Source organism: Rhizobium sp. BK619 (genome assembly GCF_014195245.1).
GTDB classification, from domain to species: Bacteria; Pseudomonadota; Alphaproteobacteria; order Rhizobiales; family Rhizobiaceae; genus Rhizobium; species Rhizobium acidisoli.
Window position 1 is genome coordinate 92,732 of the sequence record NZ_JACIBH010000005.1, and the last position, 24,992, is coordinate 117,723.

The following is a 24,992-nucleotide window of genomic DNA, read 5'->3' on the forward strand; positions in this document are numbered from 1 at the left end:
AAAGAAATCAGGCCAAAGCGCGCATCACGGCAAGACCTGACATGACTGCTGCCATCGAAAGCCCGACGCTCGCAACGATATAGATACCGCCCGCCACCGCCTCACCGCGCTCGAACAGCGAGATCGCGTCCAGCGAGAAGGCCGAGAAGGTGGTGAACCCCCCGAGGAAGCCGGTGATCAGCAACAGGCGCAGCTCCACCGAAGCATTGAACCTGCGCGCGATCAGCTCGGCAAAGACGCCGATGACGAAGCAGCCGACGACATTGACGGCAAGCGTGCCCCAGGGAAAGGCCGGGCCCATGAGCCTCAGCGTCCACTGGCCGACATAATATCTGAGAAGGGAACCGATAGCGCCGCCGACGGCGACGAGAAGAGCCTGGATCATCCGCCGGATTTATCGCAACTGCGCGGGGATTCCAATCGGGATGGAATGAATTCTTACCATCCGGTAAAATGCCAATGATTTTCTTATGATGGCGCCAAGATCATGCCGATACCGTAACGGCATGACACAGCTCCTGTCCATATCGGCCAACACCGCTGCCGTTGCCTTCGAATCGCTGAGGATTCCCCAGCGTGTGGCGACGAGCACCGCGGCGCGCGACGCAAAGCGTCTTGCCGACCGGCAATTGAAGGCCGATAGCCCGGACCAGGCCGAGGAGCCCTCCAGCATCATCCAGTCGACCGAAGTGGCGCTCGACCTGATGGCCAAAGGCAACCGTCAGCCGCAGGCCGGCCTCAAGCAGGCCCTGCAATCCTACGAAGAGGTCTGAGGCCTCGCCTCCCTCATGAAAGCCCGCGATTGCGCACAGCCGCGGGCTTTACCGTTTGGATCGGTCGCGCTTATTTGCCCTGCGCCGACAGCACCTGCAGCACCAGCTCGACCTTGCCGGCTTTCTCGAAGGTCAGCGTCACCGGCACGGTATCGCCCTGCTTGAACGGCGTCTTCACCTTCTGGAACATCAGATGCAGATTGCCGGGCTCGAGCTTGAGCGTCTGGCCGGCGGCAATGGCGATGCCGTCCTTCAGCTGACGCATCCGCATGACGTTGTCTTTCGTCACCATCTCATGGAGCTGAACTTCGCCCGCTGCAGGCGAGGTCACCGACAGCAGCCGATCGTCCGTCTGGCCGTTGTTCTTCACCGTGAAGAATCCGCCGCCGACCGGCTGGCCGGGCAGCATCGCCTTGGCGAAGCCGCCGGAGACTTCGAGATCGCCGGCCTTGACCGTTTCGCCGGCCGGCGCCGCAGCGCCCATACCGCTCATATCCATGCCGGTTTTACCGGTCATATCCATGCCGGCTTTGCCGGTCATATCCATGCCAGTTTTACTGGTCATATCCATGCCGGCCATGTCGTCATGATCGTGACCCTGGTCTTCGCCGGCAACGACCTTCAACAGCGGCGCCGGGCTTTTCATCCCATGCGCATCGCCGCCCTCCTTCGCCACCTGATCCCAGGCCTCGACCGCGTCGCCGCACATCTGCGTCACCGGAAAGGCGAGCGAAGTGCCGGCCTCGACGCCCGAGACCTCCCCCTGGATGACGAACGTGTCGTAGAAATCGTCGGAGAGATTGCCGTTCTTCCAGCGGATCTCGACCGCGCCTGACTTCACCTTGTCGCCGTGATTGTCATAGCTCTTCTGGTAGTCGCCCTTGATCACCTCGAGCTCCCAGCCGGCCTTCGGCTGCGGCTTGGCGAAGACGAATCCTTCCGGCAGCTTGACCCGCACTTCCGTGGTCGCCTTGCCGTCGCAGCCATGCGGCAGCTGCAGCGTGGCAAGAATGGTGCTGTTCTGCGTCGCCTCCTTGTTAAGGAAGGTCACATGCGCCTCTGCGCCGGCGAAGGCGGTCGCGGAAAGAAGGGCGGCGAGCGCGAATGTCTTGCCAAATGTCTTGCTGATCTTCATCGGATATCTCCTCGCCGGCCGCGAACTTCTCTCGGGCGGACCGGCATGCTGCATCATAGGTGCGAAGGCAGATCAGGCGAGGACGGGTGGCGCGCGGGAGTTCGGCCGGCTGACGGCCCTGGCGCCGGGAACAGCTGAGGTTTCGATCGGCGAATTGACGAGCGAGTCGAGCTTGCGATCGAGCCAGGAGCCCGCATCGGGCGTCGGCAGAATGACGGAGGCCGACAGCCGGCAGGCTTCGCAATTCGGCTTGAAGGCGACGGTTTTGCCGTCGGCGTCCTTCACCGTGACACAGAGCGAAGCGACGGTGCCGTCGGGCAGCACATAGGCGCTCGCATCGTAACCTTCAGAGGCGGCAGCCTGCGGCGCCTGATGCGCAAGGCCGAGCAAAACTAGGCTCAAGGCGCAAAGCATGCGCAGGAAGAGCGTCGCTTTCAATCCCGTCCGCCGCATGAGATCCCCTTCAACAGCAAGTCGCGATAGCCGGTTTACATCCGAAATGCAAAAGCAGATTTGCCGCAGTTTAAGGCCTGATTGGAATAAGACGACAAAAATTTGCCCGGTGACGACATTTGGCGCTTGCCAAGAGCCACAGCCGCCGGATAATTGCGCCAACCTTGTTGGGAGAATCCGGTGCTTGTCATCACCGGTGCCGAAGGAGCAACCGCCCCGGAAACTCTCAGGCCAAAGGACCAGCAAGGGGCAGACGGAACTCTGGAGAGAAGCGTTCTCGAAACGCTCGCCGAAGGGATAACAATCTCAGGCAAAGGGACAGAGGGGGCTCAGGAGAGAAGTGCGCAGCCGCGCCTTCAGATTTGAGCCCGCGCCTTCCTGTGAAGGCGCAAACCCCGGAGGCGTCTTTTGGACGATACTGCTGCCCTGAAGAAAACCCCGTTGCATGCCCTGCATCTCCAGCTCGGCGCCCGCATGGTGCCGTTCGCGGGTTACGATATGCCGGTGCAATATCCGGCAGGCGTGATGAAGGAACACCTTCATACCCGCACCGAGGCCGGCCTCTTCGATGTCTCCCATATGGGCCAGGTCATCGTGAAGGCGAAGTCGGGCAGCTACGAGGATGCGGCGCTGGCGCTCGAAAGCCTCGTGCCGGTCGATATCCTGGGCCTCGCCGAAGGCCGTCAGCGCTATGGCTTCTTCACCGACGACAGCGGCTGCATCCTCGACGATCTGATGATCAGCCATCTCGATGATCACCTTTTCGTCGTCGTCAACGCTTCCTGCAAGGAGGCCGATCTCGCTCATCTGCAGACCCATATCGGCGACCGCTGCGACATCACGCTGCTGAACCGCGCCCTGATCGCGCTACAGGGCCCGCGTGCGGTCGAAGTTCTCGCCGAACTCTGGGCCGACGTGGCGGCGATGAAATTCATGGACGTGCGCCACTGCCGGCTGCACGACGTTTCCTGTCTGGTTTCACGCTCCGGCTATAGCGGCGAGGACGGCTTCGAAATCTCGGTCCCGGCTGATAAGGCCGAGGATGTCACCATGCGGCTGCTCGAACATCCCGACGTCCAGGCGATCGGCCTCGGCGCCCGCGATTCGCTGCGCCTCGAAGCCGGTCTCTGCCTCTACGGCAACGATATCGACACCACCACCTCGCCGGTCGAAGCGGCGCTCGAATGGGCCATGCAGAAGGCGCGGCGCTCGGGTGGCGCACGCGCCGGCGGCTTCCCGGGTTCCGGCCGCATCCTCTCCGAACTCGAAAATGGCGCCGCCCGCCGCCGCGTCGGCCTGAAGCCTGAGGGAAAGGCGCCGGTGCGCGGCCATGCCAAGCTCTATGCCGATGCCGAGGGCAAGGCCGAAATCGGCGAAGTCACCTCCGGCGGCTTCGGCCCCAGCGTCGAAGGCCCCGTCGCCATGGGCTACGTGCCTGGTTCCCATGCAGCGGCCGGCACCCTCGTCTACGCCGAAGTGCGCGGCAAATATCTGCCGATCACAGTCAGCGCCCTGCCCTTCGTTACACCGACCTACAAACGCTAAATCTTTTCCAGAGAGGACGAACAATGCTGAAATTCACCGAAGAACATGAATGGCTGCAGATCGAAGGCGGCGTTGCAACGGTCGGCATCACCACCTATGCCGTCGAGCAGCTCGGCGACCTGGTTTTCGTCGAACTGCCGGAAGTCGGTGCGACTTTCTCCAAGAACGGCAATGCCGCGACCGTCGAATCCGTCAAGGCCGCTTCCGACGTCTATTGTCCGCTCGACGGCGAGATCACCGAGGTCAATCCGGCAATCGTTGCCGATCCGTCGCTGGTCAATTCCGATCCTCAAGGCGCCGGCTGGTTCTTCAAGCTGAAGCTTGCCAATCCCGCGGATGCCGACGGCCTGCTTGACGAGGCCGCCTATAAGGAGCTCACCGCGTAATGACGACGCCGACCGAATTCCAGTTCACCGACTATCAGCCCTACGATTTTGCCAATCGCCGTCACATCGGCCCTTCGCCGGCCGAGATGACCGACATGCTGAAGGTGATCGGCTATAACAGCCTCGACGGGCTGATCGACGCGACGCTGCCGCCCGCCATCCGGCAGAAGGCGCCGCTCGTGTGGGGCGCGCCGATGACCGAGCGCGAGGCGCTCGACAAGCTGCGCGAGACCGCCAACAAGAACAAGGTGCTGGTCTCGCTGATCGGCCAGGGTTACTACGGCACGATCACCCCGCCGGTCATCCAGCGCAACATCCTGGAGAATCCCGCCTGGTACACGGCCTATACGCCCTACCAGCCGGAGATCAGCCAGGGCCGCCTGGAAGCACTTTTGAATTACCAGACCATGGTTTGCGATCTTACCGGCCTCGACGTCGCCAATGCCTCGCTGCTCGACGAGGCGACCGCCGCCGCTGAAGGCATGGCGATCGCCGAGCGCGTCGCCAAGTCGAAGGCAAAAGCCTTCTTTGTCGATGCCGACTGCCATCCGCAGACCATCGCCTTGATCCGCACCCGCGCCGAGCCGCTCGGCTGGAGCGTCATCGTCGGCAATCCCTTCACCGATCTCGATCCCGTCGATGTCTTCGGCGCGATCTTCCAGTATCCCGGTACGCATGGCCATGTGCATGATTTCACCGGCCTGATCGCCCGCCTGCACCAAGCCGGCGCCATATCGATCGTCGCCGCCGACATTCTGGCGCTGACGCTGTTGAAATCGCCCGGCGAAATGGGTGCCGATATCGCCGTCGGCTCCTCGCAGCGTTTCGGCGTGCCGGTTGGCTACGGTGGCCCGCACGCGGCCTATATGGCGGTCAAGGATGCCATCAAGCGCTCCATGCCCGGCCGTCTCGTCGGCGTTTCCGTCGATGCCCGCGGCAACCGCGCCTATCGCCTGTCGCTGCAGACCCGCGAACAGCATATTCGCCGCGAGAAGGCGACGTCGAACATCTGCACCGCCCAAGTGCTGCTCGCCGTCATGGCCTCGATGTATGCGGTCTTCCATGGCCCCAAGGGCATCAAGGCGATCGCCCAGCAGGTCCACCAGAAGGCCGTGCTGATGGCCAAGGGCCTGGAGAAGCTCGGCTACAGGATAGAGCCGGAAAGTTTCTTCGACACGATCACCGTCGATGTCGGCCACATGCAGGGGCTCATCCTGCGCGCCGCCGTCGCCGAAGGCGTCAATCTGCGCAAGGTCGGCGACACCCAGATCGGCATGAGCCTTGACGAGCGCACACGGCCGGCAACGCTTGAAGCCGTCTGGCGCGCCTTCGGCGGCAATTTCAAGATTGCCGATTTCGAGCCTTCCTACCGGCTGCCGAAGGGCCTGCTCAGGACCAGTGATTACCTCACGCATCCGATCTTCCACATGAACCGTGCCGAAAGCGAGATGACGCGTTACATCCGCCGGCTCTCCGACCGGGATCTGGCGCTCGACCGCTCGATGATCCCGCTCGGCTCCTGCACGATGAAGCTCAATGCGACGGCGGAAATGCTGCCGATCACCTGGCCGGAATTTTCCGACATCCATCCCTTCGTGCCATCAGACCAGGCGCTCGGCTACCGCGAGATGATCGACGACCTGATCGAAAAGCTCTGCTCCGTCACCGGCTACGACTCCTTCTCCATGCAGCCGAATTCCGGTGCTCAAGGCGAATATGCCGGCCTGCTGACGATCCGCAACTTTCATATCGCCAACGGCGAGGGTCATCGCGACGTCTGCCTGATCCCGACCTCGGCGCATGGCACCAACCCGGCCTCGGCCCAGATGGTCGGCATGAAGGTGGTGGTCGTCAAGGTGCGCGAAAACGGCGACATCGACCTCGACGATTTCCGCGCCAAGGCCGAGGAGCATGCGGCAAACCTCTCCTGCTGCATGATCACCTACCCCTCGACACACGGCGTCTTCGAAGAGACCGTCAAGGAAATCTGCGATCTGGTGCACGCCAATGGCGGCCAGGTCTATCTCGACGGCGCCAACATGAACGCCATGGTCGGCCTGTCTCGGCCCGGTGACATCGGCTCTGACGTGTCCCACCTCAACCTGCACAAGACCTTCTGCATCCCGCATGGCGGCGGCGGCCCCGGCATGGGCCCGATCGGCGTCAAGGCGCATCTGGCGCCTCACCTGCCCGGCCATCCCGAAACCGACGGCCGTCCCGGCGCGGTTTCGGCCGCAGCTTTCGGCTCGGCCTCGATCCTGCCGATCTCCTGGAGCTACTGCCTGATGATGGGCGGCGAAGGCCTGACGCAGGCAACCAAGGTGGCGATCCTCAACGCCAACTACATCGCCACCCGCCTGAAGGGCGCCTATGACGTGCTCTATAAGTCGAAGAGCGGCCGCGTCGCGCATGAATGCATCATCGACACCCGTCCGCTGGTCGACAGCGCCGGCGTGACCGTCGACGACGTCGCCAAGCGCCTGATCGACTGCGGCTTCCATGCTCCCACCATGAGCTGGCCGGTGGCAGGCACGCTGATGATCGAGCCGACGGAAAGCGAGACCAAGGCCGAACTCGACCGCTTCTGCGAGGCGATGCTGGCGATCCGCGAGGAAGCCCGCGCCATCGAAGACGGCCGCATGGACAAGGTGAACAATCCGCTGAAGAACGCCCCGCACACGGTGGAAGACCTCGTCGGCGAATGGGACCGTCCCTATAGCCGCGAACAGGCCTGCTTCCCGCCCGGCGCCTTCCGCGTCGACAAATACTGGTCGCCGGTCAATCGCGTCGACAATGTCTACGGCGACCGCAACCTGATCTGCACCTGCCCGCCGGTGGAAAGCTATGCCGAGGCTGCGGAGTAACCCGCCGTCCGGTTCGTAACCAGTATCTGCCCCTCACCCTAACCCTCTCCCCGTTTTGCGGGGAGAGGGGACGTGCCTTGCGAGACGTAGTGAGGGACGGAGAGATCGCGGCATATCCCCTTCTCCCCGTCGGAACGGGGAGAAGGTGGCGGCAGCCGGATAATGGGCGACCTCGCCGATTGGAAGCGTTGCCGCACACGATCTCAATGCATGGCCGGCGCCGAACTCGGCTCTGCCCGTATCGAGGCAGTGAGTTCAAATTTAACCTTTCTTAGCAAGTCTCTGTTAGCAATTGAAAATGGGCGGTTTTTCCTTAGCGGGGATGTTGCCGTCGACCTTTTTGTTTTGCGTGCAGGTTCTCATGCGTCCATCGGCTTTGTCAGCAATCCTCCTTGCCGCCCTGATCCTGTCGGGATGCGCCGCCAGTTCCGGCGCCGAAGATGTGCTGGGCAACGTGCCGTCGCCGGAGACGACCAATGCGATCACCAAACCGAACGGCCCGATTCCGGTCGCCGCCGTTGGCGACACGGCACAGACAAGCGCGCCGCAGGAAGCGTTGAGTTGGACCGGGCCGGTTCCCGAACCTGAGGCGCTCGTGCCCGCCGACAGGCCGGTCGGCATGCCGATGCCGACGGAAAGACCGGTGGCGATGCTGATGCCCGCCAACCCGGACGCCGATCCCGATGCCAGCAGGAAATCGCCGTCTCGCGGACAGATTTACGGCCACCGCTTCCGCGACGCCAAGCCGATCAATTTTGGTTCCACTTCGCCGAGAAAGCTCGCCGTGCACGGCGTCGACGTATCGCGCTGGCAGGGCGAAATCGACTGGGAGACTTTGAGGAAGCAAGGCGCGAACTTCGTCTACATCAAAGCGACGGACGGCGGCGATCACCTCGATCCGATGTTCAAGAAGAACTGGCGCCGGGCCAAGGAAGCCGGCCTGAAACACGGCGCCTATCACTTCTTCTACTGGTGCCGGACGGCCGGCGAACAGGCAGACTGGTTCATCCGCAACGTACCGAGGGAAGCAAACGCGCTTCCGCCCGTCATCGACGTCGAATGGAATGGCGAATCGAGCTGCAAGCGGCGCATTTCCCCCGCCCGCGTCCGAGAAAAGATGCAGGTCTTCATGGACAAGCTGGAGCGCTACTACGGTCAGCGCCCGATCATCTACACCGCGCCGGATTTCTACCGCGACAATTTGAAGGGCCAGATGCTCGACTATCCCTTCTGGCTGCGCTCGGTCGCCGCCCACCCCTCCAAGGTCTATCCGGGCCGCAAATGGCTCTTCTGGCAATATTCCGGCTCCGGCCTTTCCGAAGGTGTCGAAGGCAAGATCGATCTCAACGTCTTCAACGGCAATGAAAGCGATTGGCACGACTGGGTGGCGTCGCGATAGCGAAGCTGGTTCCGTGCCAATCCGGAACAGGCAGGACGCACTCCTGTAGGTCTTTGCTAAGGCAATGCCTTCAGCATTCTCTAAATCCTTGCAGGTAAAAGACGATTATCCAGTTCTGGGGAAACGGCTGATGAGCATATCCGGCATCACGAACACCGCCCTTTCGGGGATGCGGGCGCAGACGACGCGGATCGGCGCGATCGCCAACAACGTCGCAAACAGCAGCACATCAGGTTACGCCAGGCTGAATACCAGCCTCACCTCGATTACATCAGGCGGAGTCCAGGCGACCGTCAGCCCGACGGCGTCGGACGTCGACCCGGCCACAGAACTTACCGACCTGCTCGAAGCCGAACAGAGCTACAAGGCGAACGCCGTAGTCTTCGAGACCGGCGCCGACATGTGGGAAATGCTGATGAGCATCAAGCGCGATTGAGCGCGCTTCCCTAAGCCACGCCGTCGCTAGCTGCTCGGGCGGAAATTTCCGGCACTATGGAGCAAGTGCCACAAGAGCCAGACGAGCATTGAAGTCACTGCAAGCTAGGTTCAGGCGCGCAACGAGGCCGATGATCGTAGGCCAGAGCTATCAAGAACACCATTGGTTGACATGCTTCGCGGCGGGGCCTTGTGTCCCTTCCGTCCTCGCCATCCTTTATCAACGCCCTATTCGCACACAGTTGCAATAGACTGCACAACATATAGCCTTGCGGGCATCGTGGGAGAGATAGATGGCAACAGAATATTCCGGAACCTTGGCGCTGCTCATCGATGGCGACAACGCTTCGCCAAAAATCGTCGTCGGTCTCATGGCCGAGATTGCCAACTACGGAACCGCTAGCGTCAAACGCATCTATGGTGACTGGACCGGTCCCAACCTAAAGGGCTGGAAGGAATGCCTGCTCGAACATTCCATCCAGCCAATTCAACAATTCGCCTACACGACCGGAAAGAACGCGACAGATGGCGCAATGATCATCGACGCCATGGACTTGTTGTATACGGGTCGTTTCTCGGGGTTCTGTGTAGTCTCAAGTGACAGTGATTTTGCGAGGCTGGCAGCGAGAATCCGCGAACAAGGTGTTACCGTCTATGGGTTCGGTGAGCGGAAGACTCCTCGCCCGTTCATCACCGCCTGCGACAAGTTCGTCTATTTCGACGTGCTCAACACTCAGGCTGCGGAGGTCGAAGAGGCAGCAGCTCCTGCCCAAAACCGAGTCCAGGCCAAGCCTGCTGCAGCGAAGGCGACGCCTAAAAAGGCGACCTTGAACCAAGCAGCAAGAGACATGTTGACCAAAGCGATTATCGCAACCGCTGATGAAGACGGTAGAGCCAATCTGGCTCAAGTGGGAGGGCATCTGGCGAAGCAAGCGCCCGACTTTGATGCACGCAATTACGGCTTCCCCAGGTTAAGCGATCTCGTGAAGTCATCCGGTATCGTCGATGTTGAGCGAGCACCGGACAACCCGAAAACAATACTAGTTCGCCTCAAGAAAGCTTAAGCCGGTAATACGAAATGAGAGACGGTTACGGGCCTAGTCGGACAGCGCATTGCGAAAGTGGAGAGCGAAAGAAAGCCAATGATGGCACTTGCTCCATAATGCCGAATCCGACCGGCCCAACGGCTTAAGAATGCGCCGGCTCGCTCTGCCGCTGTGCAGCAAGGGCCGCGAGATCGGCGGGCTTCAGCTCGACGGATTCGCCGCAGCCGCAGGCCGATGTCTGGTTCGGATTGGTGAAGGTGAAGCCGGAGCGCAGTGTTGTTTGCTCGAAGCCCATCTCGGTGCCGAGCAGATAGAGCACGGCTGACGGTTCGACCCAGACCCTGGCGCCGTCGCGCTCGATCAGATCGTCCTTGGCATTGGGCTCTGTCACCAGGTCGATGGTATATTCCATCCCGGCGCAGCCGCCCTTCTTGATTCCGACGCGAACACCCTTGGCCTCCGGGCCGGAATTCTCGACGATCGCCTTGACGCGGGCCGCGGCCCCGTCCGTCATGCTCATCACTGCAAAGCCCATCGGCCCATTCTCCTTCCACAACCGGGGTCAAGATCCGGTGCTTCATGATTCAAAATGTAGTCGCCCGAGGTAAACGGATCAATACCGGCGCATTAATACCAGCCGATCGCGACCTGCGCCTCCTCGGACATACGGTCCGGCGTCCACGGTGGATCGAAGGTCATTTCGACCTCGACGCCCGACACGCCCTCGACGGCGCCGACGGCATTTTCAACCCAGCCCGGCATCTCGCCGGCAACCGGGCAACCGGGCGCGGTCAAGGTCATCATGATCTTCACCATCCGGTCGTCCTCGATGTCGATCTTATAGATCAGACCGAGTTCGAAGATGTCGGCCGGAATTTCCGGATCGTAGACGGTCTTCAGCGCGCTGATGACGTCGTCGCTGAGCCGCGCCAGCTCATCGGCCGGAATGCTGGAATGCACGATGCCTTCGCGCACGTCGATCTTCTGTTCGCTTTCGTCCAGGCTCATCACGGACACTCCTCAAGCAAAGAACTTGCGCGCATATTCAAGCGCATCGGCCAGGGCATCGACCTCGGCGCGGGTATTGTACATGCCGAAGGATGCACGGCATGTGGAGGTGACGCCGAAGCGTTTCAAGAGCGGCATGGCGCAATGCGTGCCGGCTCGTACCGCAACGCCCTGACGGTCGATCACCATCGAGACGTCATGGGCATGGATGCCGGCAAGCTCGAAGGAAAAGATGCTGCCCTTGTCGGGCGCCGTTCCGAAGACGCGCAGCGAATTGACCGACTTCAGCCGTTCCACAGCGTAAGAAGCAAGATCGGCCTCATGGCGGGCGATCGCCTCGCGGCCGACCTTCTCCATATAATCGAGCGCGTAGCCGAGCCCGATCGCCTGGACGATCGGCGGCGTGCCGGCCTCGAAGCGGTGCGGCGGATCATTGTAGGTGACCGCGTCCTCGGCAACTTCGAAAATCATCTCGCCGCCGCCCTGGAAGGGGCGCATTTGGGAAAGCCGCTCCTTCTTGCCGTAGAGCACGCCGATGCCCGACGGGCCGTAGAGCTTGTGGCCGGTCATCACATACCAGTCGCAATCGATATCCTGGACGTCGACGGGCAGATGCACGGCACCCTGGCTGCCATCGATCAGCACCGGGATGCCGCGCTCATGCGCAATCCGGCAGACTTCCTTGACGGGAACGATCGTGCCGAGCGCATTCGACATATGGGTGATGGCGACGAGCTTGGTGCGCTCCGTCAGGCTCTTCTCGAAATCCTCGATATGGAAGGCGCCCTCGTCGTCGACCGGCACCCAGACGAGTTTGGCACCCTGCCGCTCGCGGATGAAGTGCCAGGGCACGATGTTGGAATGGTGCTCCATGATCGTCAGGACGATCTCGTCGCCCTCGCCGATCTCGGGCATGCCCCAGCCATAGGCGACGGTGTTGATCGCTTCCGTTGAATTCTTGGTGAAGACGATGTCGTTGACCGAAGGAGCGTTGAGGAAACGGCGCACCTTCTCGCGCGCCGCCTCATAGGCATCCGTCGCGGCATTGGAGAGATAGTGCAGGCCGCGATGCACATTGGCATATTCATGCGCGTAGGCGTGCGAGATGGCGTCGATCACCACCTGCGGCTTCTGTGCCGAGGCGCCGTTGTCGAGATAGACCAGCGGCTTGCCGTGCACCTTCTCCGCCAGGATCGGAAAATCCCGGCGGATGGCTTCGACATTGTATGGCGTGGCCGGCACGATCTTGTCCATTGCTATATCCGATCAGGCGTGCTTTTCGAGCCAGGCCGAAATCACGCCTTCCAGCGCTTCGACCAGAGCCTCGTCTTCCAGTTCCTCGACGATCTCGGCGACGAAAGCGTTGACGAGCATCGCCCGCGCCTTGTTCTCCGGAATGCCGCGCGCCATCATGTAATAGAGATGATTGGCGTCGATATCGGTCACCGTCGCCCCATGGCCGCATTGCACGTCGTCGGCGAAGATTTCGAGTTCGGGCTTGACCGAGAATTCGGCATCGTCGGACATCAGAAGCGTGTTGCAGGCCATTTTGGCATCGGTCTTCTGCGCATCGGGCGCCACCCGGATCATGCCCTGGAAAACACCCTTGGCGCGGTCGAAGACGACATTGCGGATCACTTCGGTCGAGCCGGTGTGCGGCACGTCGTGGCCGAGCACCATCGTCACGTCGGTATGGCTGTCGGCGCCGAGCAGGTTGATGCCGCGCAGCGTCAGATCAGCGCCCTCGCCCGTCACCTTAATATGCAGCTCCTGTCGCACCAGCTTGCCGCCGGCATTGATGACGAACAGGCGAAGCTTGGCGTCAGCGCCGAGATCGATGCGGATCTGGCCGAGATGTGTATCCTCGGCCCCGTGCTGCTGCAGGATGATCCAGGTCAGCTCCGCGCCTTCGCCGACAGTAATGTCACTGACGTGCGAAACGAGCGCCGGATCGCCGGTCACCGCAAGATGACGCTCGATGACCGTCGCTTTGACGCCGGAGGCGAAGGCAACAGGAAGACGCGTATGTGTCTGCCCGCCGGCATGGACGAACTGGATTTCGAGCGGAGCGTCAAGCTCGGTATCGGCAGGCACGTCGACGACATAACCGTCGCGCACGAAGCTGCCATTGATGCGGCCGACCGCATCGTCGCTGCCGAGCGCATCGAGCCCGTCCGCGGCAGAGCCGTCGAGCAGATGTTCGCTATAGGCCGAAACGCCAAGACCGTCGGCGGCAGCCTTCTGGTTGGCATGGCCCTGGATCACCGCCAGCACTGTGGAGCCGTCAACGAGCGGCTCAAGCGCGTCGGAGCCGGCGTCACCGACCTGCGGCGGCAAGGTGCGCAGCAGGTTTTTCAGATCGGTGTAATGCCAGGCTTCGATGCGGCGCGTCGGCAAGCCGGCCTTCTTCAGATCATCGAGAAGCCGGTCGCGCAGCGCCGTCACCGCGCCATTGCCCGGCAGATCGCCGATCTGATGGTTGAAAGCCTCGATCAGCGCCGTTTCGGCCGCAGTCAGGCGGCTCGTCGTCTGCATGTTCATGGACGTCGTCCTTTCCACCCGAGATCAGGCCGCCGCGCCGATGATGTCGGCATAACCATTGGCTTCCAGCTCATGCGCCAGCGTCTTGTCGCCAGACTTGATCACCTGGCCCTTGTAGAGCACGTGGACGGTATCCGGCACGATATAGTCGAGCAGGCGCTGGTAGTGGGTGATGACGACGACGGCGCGATCAGGCGAACGCAGTGCGTTGACACCATCGGCAACGATCTTCAGCGCGTCGATGTCGAGGCCGGAATCGGTTTCGTCGAGCACGCAGAGCTTCGGCTCCAGCAGCGCCATCTGCAGGATCTCGGCCCGCTTCTTCTCGCCGCCGGAAAAGCCGACATTGAGCGGCCGCTTCAGCATCTCGGTGTTGATCTGCAGTTTGCCGGCGGCATCCTTGACGCGGCGCATGAAATCCGGCGTCGTCAGCTCGTCCTCGCCCCGCGCCTTGCGCTGCTCGTTCATCGCCACCTTCAGGAACTGCATGGTGGCGACGCCCGGAATTTCCACAGGATACTGGAAGGCGAGGAAGACACCCTTGGCGGCGCGTTCGGCCGGATCGAGCTCAAGAATGCTCTCGCCATTATAGAGAATGTCGCCCTCGGTGACTTCGTAGTCGCTGCGGCCGGACAGCACGTAGGAGAGCGTCGACTTGCCGGAGCCGTTCGGCCCCATGATCGCGGCCACTTCGCCGGCCTTCACCGTCAGATTCAGGCCACGGATGATCTCAGTGCCGTCTTCGGCAATGCGGGCATGGAGGTTTCTGATTTCAAGCATCTTTGGTTCCTGCGTTTTCTCTGCGTAGCTCATCGGAGCCTCGCGTAATTTCTAAGGACATCGACATGTTGTGCTCGGCGCTATCGCGCCAAAAACCGAATGACACGGAAAACCGTGAGCGTTACGAGCCAAAACCATTCGAAAATCTGAATAATCTTTCCTGGTTTTTCCATGCGCTGCTGGAGAAACACGTAAGGCTGCTCCGGCGGCTTTTCTGTCTCGTTTTTTTGCTCGCGGGGGCGAATTTTCGCCAATATCTCCCCGCGCATATTCTCCAGACGTTCAAGAATACGCTTCTTGTCCGCCTCGCTCATGTCAGCCCACCGAGCCCTCAAGCGAAATGCTGATCAGCTTCTGCGCCTCGACGGCAAATTCCATTGGCAATTCCTGCAGCACTTCCTTGACGAAGCCGTTGACGATCAGCGCGATCGCCGCTTCGGTGGGGATGCCGCGTTGCAGGCAATAGAACAGCTGGTCCTCGGAGATCTTCGAGGTCGTCGCTTCATGCTCGAACTGCGCCGTCGAGTTCTTCGCCTCGATGTAGGGCACGGTATGGGCGCCGCACTTGTCGCCGATCAACAGCGAGTCGCACTGGGTGAAGTTGCGCGCATTCGAAGCCTTGCGGTGGGCCGATACCTGGCCGCGATAGGTGTTGTTGGAAACGCCGGCGGCGATGCCCTTGGAGACGATGCGGCTCGACGTGTTCTTGCCGAGATGGATCATCTTGGTGCCGCTGTCGATCTGCTGATGGCCGTTGGAGACGGCGATGGAATAGAACTCGCCGCGGCTGTCATCCCCGCGCAGAATGCAGGACGGATATTTCCAGGTGATCGCCGAGCCGGTTTCAACCTGCGTCCACGAGATCTTCGACCGGTCGCCGCGGCAATCGCCGCGCTTGGTGACGAAGTTGTAGATGCCGCCCTTGCCTTCCTTGTCACCAGGATACCAGTTCTGGACGGTGGAATATTTGATCTCGGCATCGTCGAGCGCAACGAGCTCGACCACGGCGGCATGCAGCTGGTTTTCGTCGCGCTGCGGCGCCGTGCAACCTTCGAGATAGGAGACGTAGGCGCCCTCTTCCGCGATGATCAGCGTGCGCTCGAACTGGCCGGTGCCCTTCTCGTTGATGCGGAAATAGGTGGAAAGCTCCATCGGGCAGCGAACGCCCTTTGGCACGAAGACGAAAGAGCCGTCGGTGAAAACAGCCGAATTCAGCGTCGCGTAATAATTATCCGAGGTCGGCACGACCGAGCCGAGATATTTCCGGACGAGATCGGGATATTCGCGGATCGCTTCGGAGATCGACATGAAGATCACGCCGGCCTTCTTCAGCTCGGCCTTGAAGGTGGTGACGACCGAGACGCTGTCGAAGACGGCGTCGACGGCAATCCTCGGCTTCTCGACGCCGGCCAGGATCTCCTGCTCACGCAGCGGGATGCCGAGCTTCTCATAGACCTTGAGCAGCTCCGGATCGACCTCGTCGAGCGACTTCGGACCCGGCGTGCTCTTCGGCGCGGCGTAATAATAGATGTCGTTGAAATCGATCTTCGGATAGTCGACGCGCGCCCAGGTCGGCTCTTCCAGCGTTAGCCAGCGGCGATAGGCCTCGAGGCGCCATTCCAGCATCCATTCCGGCTCCTGCTTCTTGGCCGAAATGAAGCGGATGATGTCCTCGGACAGGCCTTTCGGCGCCTTGTCCATTTCGATAACGGTCTCGAAACCGTATTTGTACTGGTCGACATCGATCAGGCGGACCTGGTCGATCGTTTCCTGCACGGCAGCCATTTCATTCTCCAATCTCGCCGGATCCAAGGTCCGGCAGCTTGTAGCGCATGGGCAATTCTCTTGCCCCTGATGTCGGGCAAATTCCTGCCCTTGATGTAAGAGGCCAAAAGGGACTTTTCAGCCCGGTTGGCAAGCAGAAATTTGCGTTTCCGCAAGTTTATGACGCGGTCAGGCCGCCTCGCCCGCCGACCTGCGCCGGCAGGCGATCTTCGCAAAAGCGGCAATCGCCCGGTCGATATCCTCTTCCGTCGTCGAAAAGCCGAGCGAGATACGTAAGCCCCCGAGCTTGGCGTCGCGCCCCATCGCCGTCAGCACATGGCTTTCGCCGAGCCGGCCGGATGAGCAGGCCGAGCCCGCCGAAAGCGCTACACCTTCGAGATCGAATGCGATCTGCCCAGTCTCGGCCTTCAACCCCGGCAAAGTGAAGAAGATCGTGTTGGCGACACGCTCGCCGCCTTCGCCATGGATCACCACATCGGTTGCCGCCTGACGCATGCCGGCTTCCAGCCGCTCGCGCAACGCGCCGATTGCCGCATTGCGTGCCTCGAGCTCGTCGGCCGCAGCTTCCGCCGCCGCGCCGAAGCCGATCAGCGCCAGTGAATTCTGTGTCCCCGACCGGTGACCCCGCTCCTGGCCGCCACCCTGGATCAGTGGCCGCGGCATCAGCGCCTCGCCGCGGGCAATCAACGCGCCGGCACCCTTCGGCCCGCCGATCTTGTGCGAGGAGACGATCATGAAATCGGCGCCGATCCTGCCGATGTCGAGCCCTATGCGGCCGGCCGCCTGAACGGCATCGACGACGAAGAGCCCGCCATGAGCGTGGACGATCTTTGCCGCCGCCTCCACAGGCTGGACGATGCCGGTCTCGTTGTTGACGAGCATGATGGCGACCATCGGCAGGCCGGCGGCCTTGTCATGTGCATCAAGCAGCAGACCAAGCGCATCGAGATCGACGATGCCGTCTGACGTGACCGGGATCTCGGTCATCTTCTCTCTGGCGAAGCGGCCGCCTTCGCGCACCGCCGGATGCTCGATTGCCGAGAAGTAGAGGCGGCCGAGCTGAAGCGGCGTGCGGCCCATGCGGAAATCCGGTGTCAGCACCAGATTGGCGGCCTCGGTGGCGCCGCTGGTAAAGATCACATTGCCGGCGTCGGTGCCGACCAGCGCCGCCACTTTGCGCCGTGCACATTCGATTGCGGCGCGGGCGGCACGGCCTTCGCCGTGAACGGAATTCGGATTGCCGAATATGTCGATGGCGCGCATGATCGCCTCGCGTGCTGCAGGGTGCAGCGGCGCTGTGGCATTCCAGTCGAGATAAAGGCGTGGCGGCGCCATGATCTTCAGTCCTGCGCTTAACGAGCTTGCTTCAGCACCCGCGGTTCATTTTTCTTGAAATTTCCGCCGGGCTTGCCTTATGACACATTCACGATGCGTGGATCGCCATGCAAGTTTCGAATTGTTCTAAACTGCGTTTTAGAAAAGCTGACAACACTAGTCAAGTCATGTTGTCGTCCGACGCAGCGCGAACGCGAAATAAAACCCGGAGTACCAATGCCCGAAGTTATTTTCAACGGCCCAGCCGGCCGTCTTGAAGGCCGCTACCAGCCCTCCAAGGAAAAAAGCGCGCCCATCGCCCTGATTCTGCATCCGCATCCGCAGTTCGGCGGCACGATGAACAATCAGATCGTCTACCAGCTCTTCTATATGTTCCAGAAGCGCGGGTTCACGACGCTGCGCTTCAATTTCCGGGGCATCGGCCGCAGCCAGGGCGAATTCGACCACGGCGCCGGCGAACTCTCGGATGCCGCCTCGGCGCTCGACTGGGTGCAGAGCCTGCACCCTGATTCGAAGACCTGTTGGGTCGCCGGTTATTCCTTCGGTTCCTGGATCGGCATGCAGCTCTTGATGCGCCGGCCGGAGATCGAAGGCTTCATGTCGATCGCTCCGCAGCCGAACACTTACGACTTCTCCTTCCTGGCGCCCTGCCCCTCCTCCGGCCTGATCATCAACGGCGAGGCCGACAAGGTCGCGCCGGAAAAGGACGTCAACGGCCTTGTGGAGAAGCTGAAGACCCAGAAGGGCATTCTGATTACCCACCGCACCGTTTCCAACGCCAACCACTTCTTCAACGGCCAGGTGGAAACGCTGATGGGCGAATGCGAGGACTACCTCGATCGCCGCCTGAACGGCGAGCTGGTGCCGGAGCCGGCCGCCAAGCGGATCCGCTGACCTCACAGCGCCGAAACCATCCAGCTCGGCACGATCCAGGTCGCTTGGGTCGATTGTGCCGGAACAGATCACCTACCGTGTTGCAATCTATATTGCAGTGCGGTAGGTTCCTCGCGATCCTAACTAAAGCGAGGTCCGTAATGACCAAGTCGTTCGGGGAAGTCCTGGATAAGTATAGGGGTATCGGTCCGGGGTTCGACTTTCTTCGAATTGGGCTCGCCTTTTCTATCGTATTGACCCATTCCTTTTTGCTGACAAGGAATGATGCCTTCATCAGAGGCTCGGTATTCTGGTTTACCGAATACGCTCTTGTTCCGATGTTTTTCGCATTGAGCGGATTTCTGATCGCCGGCAGCGCCCAACGCCTGAGCCTGCGGAATTTCCTGATCAATCGCGGCTTGCGCATCGTCCCGGCATTGGCCGTCGATATCGTCGTTTGTTCGCTGATCATCGGGCCGATCATCACGGTCGTCTATCACGCCGACTATTTTACCGATCCGCGATTTTTCAAATACTTCCTGAATATCGTCGGCTGGATCCATTACGAGCTGCCGGGTGTCTTCCAGGACAATCCCAGCCAGCGTGTCAACGGCGCGCTCTGGACGGTTCCCTGGGAAATCTTCTGCTACATCATCATGTCGTTCCTGATGGTCACCGCCATCGTGAAGACGCGCTATAAGCTGCTCGCCGTGACGGCCGCCTATATCGTCATCGGCCTGATCGTGCAGAAGATGCCCTATCTGTTCCCAGGCTCGATCAAGCCGATCGCGCGCTTCCTGTTCATGAGCCGGGGTTCGCAGCTGATAACGGCGTTCATGATGGGCATCGTCGCTTTTCAGTTCAAAGCGGTCATTCCGCATTCCCGCTGGCTATTTGCCGCCGCCTGCCTGGTTTGCGCCGTCGCCATTGTCACGCTCGACAGCCGCGCAGTGGAGTCGGTGATCAACCGGCCGATCGTCATCACTTCCCTTGTCTATATCACCGTCTTCATCGGTCTGACGGAAGTGCCCATCCCCGCCTTTTTCAGGAAAGGCGACTATTCCTACGGCGTCTATCTCTACCACGATCCGTTCTTGCAGATCTGGATCAGCTCGTTCCCCACGGTCTTTCTCTATCCGAAATATGGCGCCCTGGCGCTCTATCTCGTCGGCTTGCCCTCGGCCCTCGCCGTCGCGGTCCTGTCCTGGCATTTCATCGAGAAGCCGATCCTCGGCCTTCGCAAGAAGTTCTCGTTCATCGCCCAGGTCAGAGGCGTCGAGGATGGCAATCAGGCTGGGCGCGGATCCAATATCCGGCCAGTCGCGGTAAAGAGTTAGGGCTTTGCCGGCCGCATATCGGCGGTGAGTTCGAAAGCCGTATCAAGCACTCCATCGATCAGGATCGGCGCGCGTTCACGCATGCCGATCTTCGTGAGGACCCGCTGCGAGGCGAGGTTTTGAGGATGCGTGAAGGCGATAAAACCTGCTGCAAACTGCCGTTCGAAGAACCAGCCGGCCAGCGCGCCTGCAGCCTCGGTCGCAAGGCCCTTGCCCCAGGCCGCCTTGCGCAGAGAATAACCGAGTTCGAATTGTTCGCTCCTGAACCGCGAAATGCCGGCGCGGCCGACGAAGCTGCCGTCTTCGGCAAGGAGCTTGTATTTTGTCGTGCCGTCGCGTGCCTGCTCCTCGAACCAGCCCCGCAGCCGCTCCTCGGCCTTCTCAAGGCTCCACGGCGCCTTGCCGGGAAGGTATCGGGTCGTCGCCATCGTCGAATGCAGCTGCTGCACCAGGGGTGCATCGCCTTCATCCCACATGACGAAGCTAAGCCGCAGCGTCTTCAGGATCACCCTCTCGCTCATGGCCTTGCGAGCATCCCACCGCTGACGGGGGCGGTGACCCCCGTCGTGCCGGGAAATGTCAATGGCAGCCCGTCCAGCGAGCGGACGGCGAGATAGGCCCAGGCCTCGGCCTCCATAGCGTCGCCATCGAAGCCGGCCTGCTCGGCGGTCGACACATGCGATCCCAGTGCTTCGGCCATGGCTGAAAACTCCGCCATCACAGTGGCATTCAGCCGCCCGCCGCCGCAGACGATAAAGGTCGCCGGCGTCTCGGACAGGAAGCTGGCGGATTTGATGATCGAGGCGGCAGCGACATGCGCGAGCGTCCGGGCGCCGTCTTCGAGGCTCGCCTCGCCGTCCCGCAGCGGCGCGAAATCGCCGCGATCGAGCGAACGGCGGACATTGCCGCGGAAGAATGGGTTATCAAGATAACGCTCCGCCAGGGCGGCCACGACCTTGCCGCGTCCGGCGATCTCGCCGCCGGGATCGTAGGTTCTGCCGGTCTGCATCTCCACCCACTGGTCGATCAGCGTATTGCCCGGGCCGCTGTCGAAGGCCGATATTCGCCCGTCCGTGCCGATGAAGGTCAGATTGGAGATGCCGCCGATATTGACGAAACAGACCGCCTGCCCGGCCTGCTGGAATTTACCGGCAAGTGCAGCATGATAGGCCGGCACCAGCGGCGCGCCCTGGCCGCCATGAACCATATCGTTGGCGCGCATGTCATAGACCACCGGTATGCCGGTTCGGCGCGCCAATTCTTCGCCGTCGCCGATCTGGATCGTCAGCCCATCGTCGGGCCGGTGAAGCACCGTCTGGCCATGGAAGCCGAGAACATCGACGGCATCGGCAGCAAGCCCGAAACGCTCCAGGAATGCCGTAACGGCAATTGCATGCCGTTGGGTCAACTCAAGCTCGATGTCGCGAAGTTCAGCGGGGCGGCCGTTCCTGTCGGTCAGCGGCCGCGCCAGTTCCAGCGCCCGTTTCAGCCGCCCGCGGAAATCGGCCTCATAGGGCACGCCCAGGAACGGCCCGCGCTCGATGAAGCCGCGGCCGTCGGTCTTGATCAGCGCCACGTCGATTCCATCCATCGACGTGCCGCTCATCAGGCCGATCGCGGTTCTGATGACATCCATCAGGCTTGTCTCCCATGCGATTCCCGGATGCACTTTTATAAAAACAGTGCTAAACGCGCCGCGACAGATCAACAACAACGAACTTGCGTAAAGCCATATGGGTCAAGCGCAGACACCAAGAGACGAAAGCCATGTCCGAGTTCAAGTCCGATTTCCTCCGCACGCTGAAAGAGCGCGGCTTCATTCATCAGGTCTCCGATGAACGTGGCCTCGACGATATGTTCGCCAAGGAAACCGTGACGGCCTATATCGGCTACGACCCGACGGCATCCAGCCTCCATGTCGGTCATCTCACCCAGATCATGATGCTGCACTGGCTGCAGGCGACGGGCCACCGCCCGATTTCGCTGATGGGCGGCGGCACCGGCATGGTCGGCGACCCCTCCTTCAAGGAGGAAGCCCGCCAGCTGATGACGATCGACACGATCGAGCAGAATATCGCCTCGATCAAGAACTGCTTCTCGAACTATCTCGATTACGACAAGCAAGGCAACGCCGCGCTGATGATCAACAATGCCGAATGGCTGCGTTCGTTGAATTACCTCGAGTTCCTGCGCGATGTCGGCCGTCATTTCTCGGTCAACCGCATGCTGTCCTTCGACAGCGTGAAGACGCGCCTTGACCGCGAACAGTCGCTGTCCTTCCTGGAATTCAACTACATGATCCTCCAGGCCTACGACTTCGTCGAGCTTGCCAAGCGCTACGACTGCCGTCTGCAGATGGGCGGATCGGATCAGTGGGGCAATATCGTCAACGGCATCGATCTCGGTCACCGCATGGGGACACAGCAGCTCTACGCGCTGACTTCGCCGCTGCTGACGACGTCATCCGGCGCCAAGATGGGCAAGTCGGCGTCCGGCGCGGTCTGGCTGAATGCCGACCTGCTCCCCGTCTATGACTTCTGGCAATATTGGCGCAACACCGAGGATGCCGACGTGCCGCGCTTCCTCAAGCTCTTCACCACGCTGCCGATGGATGAAATCGCCCGTCTTTCGGCACTCGGCGGTTCGGAGCTGAACGAGGTCAAGAAGATCCTGGCAACCGAAGTTACCACAATCCTGCACGGCCGCCCGGCCGCCGAGCAGGCCGCGGAAACGGCGCGCAAGACCTTCGAAGAAGGCGGGCTCTCGGAAAACCTGCCGTCGGTCGATATCCCTGCCACCGAACTCGACAGCGGCATCGGCCTGCTCTCGCTGATGGTCCGCGCCGGCCTTGCCGGCTCGAACGGCGAAGCCCGCCGCCACGTCCAGGGCGGCGCGGTCCGCGTCAACGACGAGGCGGTCAGCGACGAACGCCGTCTGATCGGCAGCAGTGAAATCACCGCCGACGGCGTCATCAAGCTCTCGCTGGGTAAAAAGAAGCACATCCTGATCCGCCGCGCCGCGTAAGCGGATTGAGTGTCGAACGGATATTAAAGCCGGCGTCCGCGCCGGCTTTTTCTTTGTCCAACTCCTGAAGGGCAATCCTCACTCAACTCCGGGCCGAGAAATCGCGTCCATTCGTTCAGCCTCCTGGAAGACATAGGGAGGCGGATTGGCGTCTGGCGCGCGCGTCACGCGTGACCACCAGCTGATCGAGAAGGTCGGCGGCGTCACCGTCGCGTCGAGAGGAACCGTCAGCACATGGGCGGAACGAATGAGCTCGGTTGGCCTCAGCCGGTCGCTCTTTTCTGCAGAATGCGAAGCCTCGCCAGTTGCGGCGGCGATCACCGCGACCGATAGGAAAGAGACTGTCCGAGCGCACTGCATGGCATCCTCCGACATCGCCCCGACCATTATTTGCTGGCCGGAAGCCGCATTACATCAGAATTACCTAAAAGAGGCAAAGCATCATTGCCCGACTGGACGGTATAGGTCTGAATCAGCGGATAAGCCGCACGACAATGACCGCTTTATCGGAACCTTTTCCGCCCGCCGGGATTTGCGACCAGATTGAATTGGAGCGCCGGCATGATCAACGACCTCTGGTATAAGAACGCCGTCATCTACTGTCTCTCGGTCGAGACCTTCATGGATGCGAACGGTGACGGCGTCGGTGATTTTCAGGGGCTGATGCGGCGCCTCGATTATCTCTCCGGCCTTGGCGTGACGGCGATCTGGCTGATGCCCTTCCAGACGTCGCCCGGCCGCGACGACGGCTATGATGTTTCCGACTATTACAATGTCGACCCGCGCTACGGTTCGCTCGGCGATTTCGTCGAATTCACCCATGGCGCCAAGCAGCGCGGTATCCGCGTGCTGATCGACCTGGTGATCAACCACACCTCCAAGGACCATCCCTGGTTTCAAGACGCCAGGAGCGACCCGCACTCACGCTATCGCGACTGGTACGTCTGGTCTGAGAAAAAACCTGCGAATGCCGATCAGGGCATGGTCTTCCCCGGCGTCCAGAAAACCACCTGGACCCATGACGAAAAGGCCAGGGCCTATTATTTTCACCGCTTCTACGACCACCAGCCCGATCTCAACACCTCCAATCCCGAGGTGCAGGCCGAGATCCTCAAGATCATGGGCTTCTGGATCCAGCTCGGCGTCTCCGGCTTCCGGATGGATGCCGCCCCCTTCATAATCGCGACGAAAGGCGCAGACGTTTCCAAGCCCGTCGAGCAGTTCGACATGCTGAGGAAGTTTCGCGAATTCCTGCAATGGCGCCTGGGCGATTCCATCATTCTCGCCGAGGCCAATATCCTGCCGAAGGACAATTTCGAATATTTCGGCGACGACGGCGACCGCATGCAGATGATGTTCAATTTTCAGGTCAATCAGGCACTGTTTTATGCTCTCGCCAGCGCCGATACGCGGCCGCTGAAGAAGGCGATGGAGACGACGAAACCGCGCCCGGCCACCGCCCAATGGGGTCTTTTTCTGCGCAATCACGACGAACTGGATCTCGGCCGGCTGTCGGAAAAGCAGCGCGGCGCGGTCTTTGCCGCTTTCGGACCCGAAAAGGACATGCAGCTTTACGACAGGGGCATTCGCCGTCGGCTGGCGCCGATGCTCGGCGGCGACCGCCGCAGGATCGAGATGGCCTACAGCTTGCTGTTTTCGCTGCCCGGAACGCCTGTCATCCGCTACGGCGACGAGATCGGTATGGGCGACGATCTGGCCTTGCCGGAACGCAATTGCGCCCGCACGCCGATGCAGTGGTCGACGGAACCGGAAGGCGGTTTCACCAAGAGTGGAAAGCCTGTCTCGCCTGTCATTAAGGACGGCCCCTACGGTTTCCAGCATGTCAACGTCGCCGAACAGCGGCGCGATCCAAACTCGCTGCTGAACTGGACCGAACGAATGATCCGGATGCGCAAGGAAGCCCCGGAGATCGGCTGGGGCGATTTCTCCGTGGTCGACACGGGTGACGACGGCGTGCTGGCGCTTCGTTACGACTGGCGCGGTAATTCCGTGCTGATCCTGCACAATCTGCATGCGCAGCCGGCAGAAGTGACCTTCGATCCCGATGTCGGCGAAGACGGACGACAGCTGATCGACATCGCCGATGGCGCGAGCAGCGATGCGGACGAGAAAGGCTTTCACACCGTCAGGCTCGATGCCTACGGCTACCGCTGGTATCGCGTCGGCGGCCTCGACTATCTCCTCAGGCGCAAGGAGATTTAATGCATGTCGCCCGCAAGTGTGCAGCGGTTCCGGGATAACGACATGCATCA

25 protein-coding genes and 2 riboswitches are annotated in these 24,992 nt (G+C 61.2%); of the genes, 11 read left to right on the forward strand and 14 right to left on the reverse strand.

Annotation, left to right across the window (positions count from 1 at the left end):
* Positions 1-7 precede the first annotated feature (7 nt).
* Positions 8-385 (reverse strand): fluoride efflux transporter CrcB, encoded by a 378-nt coding sequence (gene crcB / locus FHX14_RS10780; protein ID WP_003586293.1) that lies wholly within the window; start codon positions 383-385, stop codon positions 8-10.
* A gap of 121 nt (positions 386-506) precedes the next feature.
* Here crcB and FHX14_RS10785 point away from each other — a divergent pair, with 121 nt between their 5' ends.
* The gene (locus FHX14_RS10785) at positions 507-773 is read left to right on the forward strand and encodes a hypothetical protein (protein WP_003586292.1); all 267 of its coding nucleotides are present in this window, start codon (positions 507-509) and stop codon (positions 771-773) included.
* 70 nt (positions 774-843) lie between these two features.
* Here the strand turns inward: FHX14_RS10785 and FHX14_RS10790 are convergent, their stop codons facing one another.
* The gene (locus FHX14_RS10790; protein ID WP_184377094.1) at positions 844-1,908 is read right to left on the reverse strand and encodes a DUF1775 domain-containing protein; all 1,065 of its coding nucleotides are present in this window, start codon (positions 1,906-1,908) and stop codon (positions 844-846) included.
* A gap of 72 nt (positions 1,909-1,980) precedes the next feature.
* A complete protein-coding gene (locus tag FHX14_RS10795) occupies positions 1,981-2,361 on the reverse strand; it encodes a hypothetical protein (protein WP_184377095.1) in 381 nt (126 codons plus the stop codon).
* Between the two features lie 158 nt (positions 2,362-2,519).
* A riboswitch (glycine riboswitch) is annotated at positions 2,520-2,609 on the forward strand.
* Between the two features lie 3 nt (positions 2,610-2,612).
* Positions 2,613-2,693: riboswitch (glycine riboswitch) on the forward strand.
* Between the two features lie 76 nt (positions 2,694-2,769).
* Here FHX14_RS10795 and gcvT point away from each other — a divergent pair.
* From gcvT to FHX14_RS10825, 6 genes are all read left to right on the forward strand, one after another.
* Positions 2,770-3,906: a glycine cleavage system aminomethyltransferase GcvT gene (gcvT, locus tag FHX14_RS10800; RefSeq protein ID WP_184377096.1), complete on the forward strand. Its 1,137-nt coding sequence runs from the start codon at positions 2,770-2,772 to the stop codon at positions 3,904-3,906.
* A 23-nt stretch (positions 3,907-3,929) separates the two neighbouring features.
* Complete coding sequence (gcvH, locus tag FHX14_RS10805) at positions 3,930-4,292, forward strand: glycine cleavage system protein GcvH (protein ID WP_179610503.1); 363 nt, start codon at positions 3,930-3,932, stop codon at positions 4,290-4,292.
* Positions 4,292-7,156 (forward strand): aminomethyl-transferring glycine dehydrogenase, encoded by a 2,865-nt coding sequence (gcvP, locus tag FHX14_RS10810; protein ID WP_184377097.1) that lies wholly within the window; start codon positions 4,292-4,294, stop codon positions 7,154-7,156. The genes gcvH and gcvP overlap by 1 nt, the downstream gene beginning before the upstream one ends.
* A 361-nt stretch (positions 7,157-7,517) precedes the next feature.
* Positions 7,518-8,555 (forward strand): GH25 family lysozyme, encoded by a 1,038-nt coding sequence (locus tag FHX14_RS10815; RefSeq protein ID WP_184377098.1) that lies wholly within the window; start codon positions 7,518-7,520, stop codon positions 8,553-8,555.
* A gap of 130 nt (positions 8,556-8,685) precedes the next feature.
* Complete coding sequence (locus FHX14_RS10820) at positions 8,686-8,991, forward strand: flagellar basal body rod C-terminal domain-containing protein (protein ID WP_184377099.1); 306 nt, start codon at positions 8,686-8,688, stop codon at positions 8,989-8,991.
* Positions 8,992-9,283: 292 nt separating this feature from the next.
* Positions 9,284-10,054: an NYN domain-containing protein gene (locus FHX14_RS10825; RefSeq protein ID WP_184377100.1), complete on the forward strand. Its 771-nt coding sequence runs from the start codon at positions 9,284-9,286 to the stop codon at positions 10,052-10,054.
* Between the two features lie 124 nt (positions 10,055-10,178).
* On the opposite strand, the gene sufA is transcribed toward FHX14_RS10825, so the two are convergent.
* The 8 genes from sufA to FHX14_RS10865 all read right to left on the reverse strand — a co-directional run bounded on the left by sufA (position 10,179) and on the right by FHX14_RS10865 (position 17,485).
* Entirely contained in the window at positions 10,179-10,571 is a 393-nt protein-coding gene (gene sufA / locus FHX14_RS10830; RefSeq protein ID WP_003586280.1) for a Fe-S cluster assembly scaffold SufA, read from the reverse strand.
* A gap of 92 nt (positions 10,572-10,663) precedes the next feature.
* Positions 10,664-11,044 (reverse strand): SUF system Fe-S cluster assembly protein, encoded by a 381-nt coding sequence (locus FHX14_RS10835; protein ID WP_003586279.1) that lies wholly within the window; start codon positions 11,042-11,044, stop codon positions 10,664-10,666.
* A 12-nt stretch (positions 11,045-11,056) separates the two neighbouring features.
* Positions 11,057-12,298, reverse strand: a complete 1,242-nt coding sequence (locus tag FHX14_RS10840) for a cysteine desulfurase (protein ID WP_184377101.1) — start codon at positions 12,296-12,298, stop codon at positions 11,057-11,059.
* A gap of 12 nt (positions 12,299-12,310) precedes the next feature.
* Complete coding sequence (gene sufD, locus FHX14_RS10845; RefSeq protein WP_184377102.1) at positions 12,311-13,585, reverse strand: Fe-S cluster assembly protein SufD; 1,275 nt, start codon at positions 13,583-13,585, stop codon at positions 12,311-12,313.
* A 24-nt stretch (positions 13,586-13,609) separates the two neighbouring features.
* Positions 13,610-14,365, reverse strand: a complete 756-nt coding sequence (sufC, locus tag FHX14_RS10850) for a Fe-S cluster assembly ATPase SufC (protein WP_037073856.1) — start codon at positions 14,363-14,365, stop codon at positions 13,610-13,612.
* 80 nt (positions 14,366-14,445) lie between these two features.
* Positions 14,446-14,679, reverse strand: coding sequence for a hypothetical protein (locus FHX14_RS10855; RefSeq protein WP_184377103.1), 234 nt, complete (start codon positions 14,677-14,679; stop codon positions 14,446-14,448).
* Between the two features lies 1 nt (position 14,680).
* Positions 14,681-16,150: a Fe-S cluster assembly protein SufB gene (sufB, locus tag FHX14_RS10860; protein ID WP_184377104.1), complete on the reverse strand. Its 1,470-nt coding sequence runs from the start codon at positions 16,148-16,150 to the stop codon at positions 14,681-14,683.
* Positions 16,151-16,318: 168 nt separating this feature from the next.
* Positions 16,319-17,485, reverse strand: coding sequence for a cysteine desulfurase family protein (locus FHX14_RS10865; protein WP_184377105.1), 1,167 nt, complete (start codon positions 17,483-17,485; stop codon positions 16,319-16,321).
* Positions 17,486-17,701: 216 nt separating this feature from the next.
* Between FHX14_RS10865 and FHX14_RS10870 the strand changes: the two genes are divergently transcribed.
* Together FHX14_RS10870 and FHX14_RS10875 are read left to right on the forward strand one after the other, a co-directional pair.
* The gene (locus tag FHX14_RS10870) at positions 17,702-18,379 is read left to right on the forward strand and encodes an alpha/beta hydrolase (RefSeq protein ID WP_003568896.1); all 678 of its coding nucleotides are present in this window, start codon (positions 17,702-17,704) and stop codon (positions 18,377-18,379) included.
* A gap of 140 nt (positions 18,380-18,519) precedes the next feature.
* Positions 18,520-19,695, forward strand: a complete 1,176-nt coding sequence (locus tag FHX14_RS10875) for an acyltransferase (protein ID WP_184377106.1) — start codon at positions 18,520-18,522, stop codon at positions 19,693-19,695.
* On the opposite strand, the gene FHX14_RS10880 is transcribed toward FHX14_RS10875, so the two are convergent.
* On the reverse strand, positions 19,692-20,216 hold the full coding sequence (locus FHX14_RS10880; protein WP_012557786.1) for a GNAT family N-acetyltransferase: 525 nt from the start codon (positions 20,214-20,216) through the stop codon (positions 19,692-19,694). The two genes, FHX14_RS10875 and FHX14_RS10880, sit on opposite strands and share 4 nt — an antisense overlap.
* On the reverse strand, positions 20,213-21,331 hold the full coding sequence (locus FHX14_RS10885) for an anhydro-N-acetylmuramic acid kinase (protein WP_003586269.1): 1,119 nt from the start codon (positions 21,329-21,331) through the stop codon (positions 20,213-20,215). The genes FHX14_RS10880 and FHX14_RS10885 overlap by 4 nt, the downstream gene beginning before the upstream one ends.
* Before the next feature lie 131 nt (positions 21,332-21,462).
* On the opposite strand from FHX14_RS10885, the gene tyrS reads away from it, so the two are divergent.
* Entirely contained in the window at positions 21,463-22,719 is a 1,257-nt protein-coding gene (tyrS, locus tag FHX14_RS10890; protein WP_184377107.1) for a tyrosine--tRNA ligase, read from the forward strand.
* Positions 22,720-22,797: 78 nt separating this feature from the next.
* Here the strand turns inward: tyrS and FHX14_RS10895 are convergent, their stop codons facing one another.
* A complete protein-coding gene (locus tag FHX14_RS10895; protein WP_012557788.1) occupies positions 22,798-23,079 on the reverse strand; it encodes a hypothetical protein in 282 nt (93 codons plus the stop codon).
* A gap of 201 nt (positions 23,080-23,280) precedes the next feature.
* Here FHX14_RS10895 and FHX14_RS10900 point away from each other — a divergent pair, with 201 nt between their 5' ends.
* Positions 23,281-24,942, forward strand: coding sequence for an alpha-amylase family protein (locus FHX14_RS10900; protein WP_003586266.1), 1,662 nt, complete (start codon positions 23,281-23,283; stop codon positions 24,940-24,942).
* Positions 24,943-24,992: the final 50 nt, after the last annotated feature.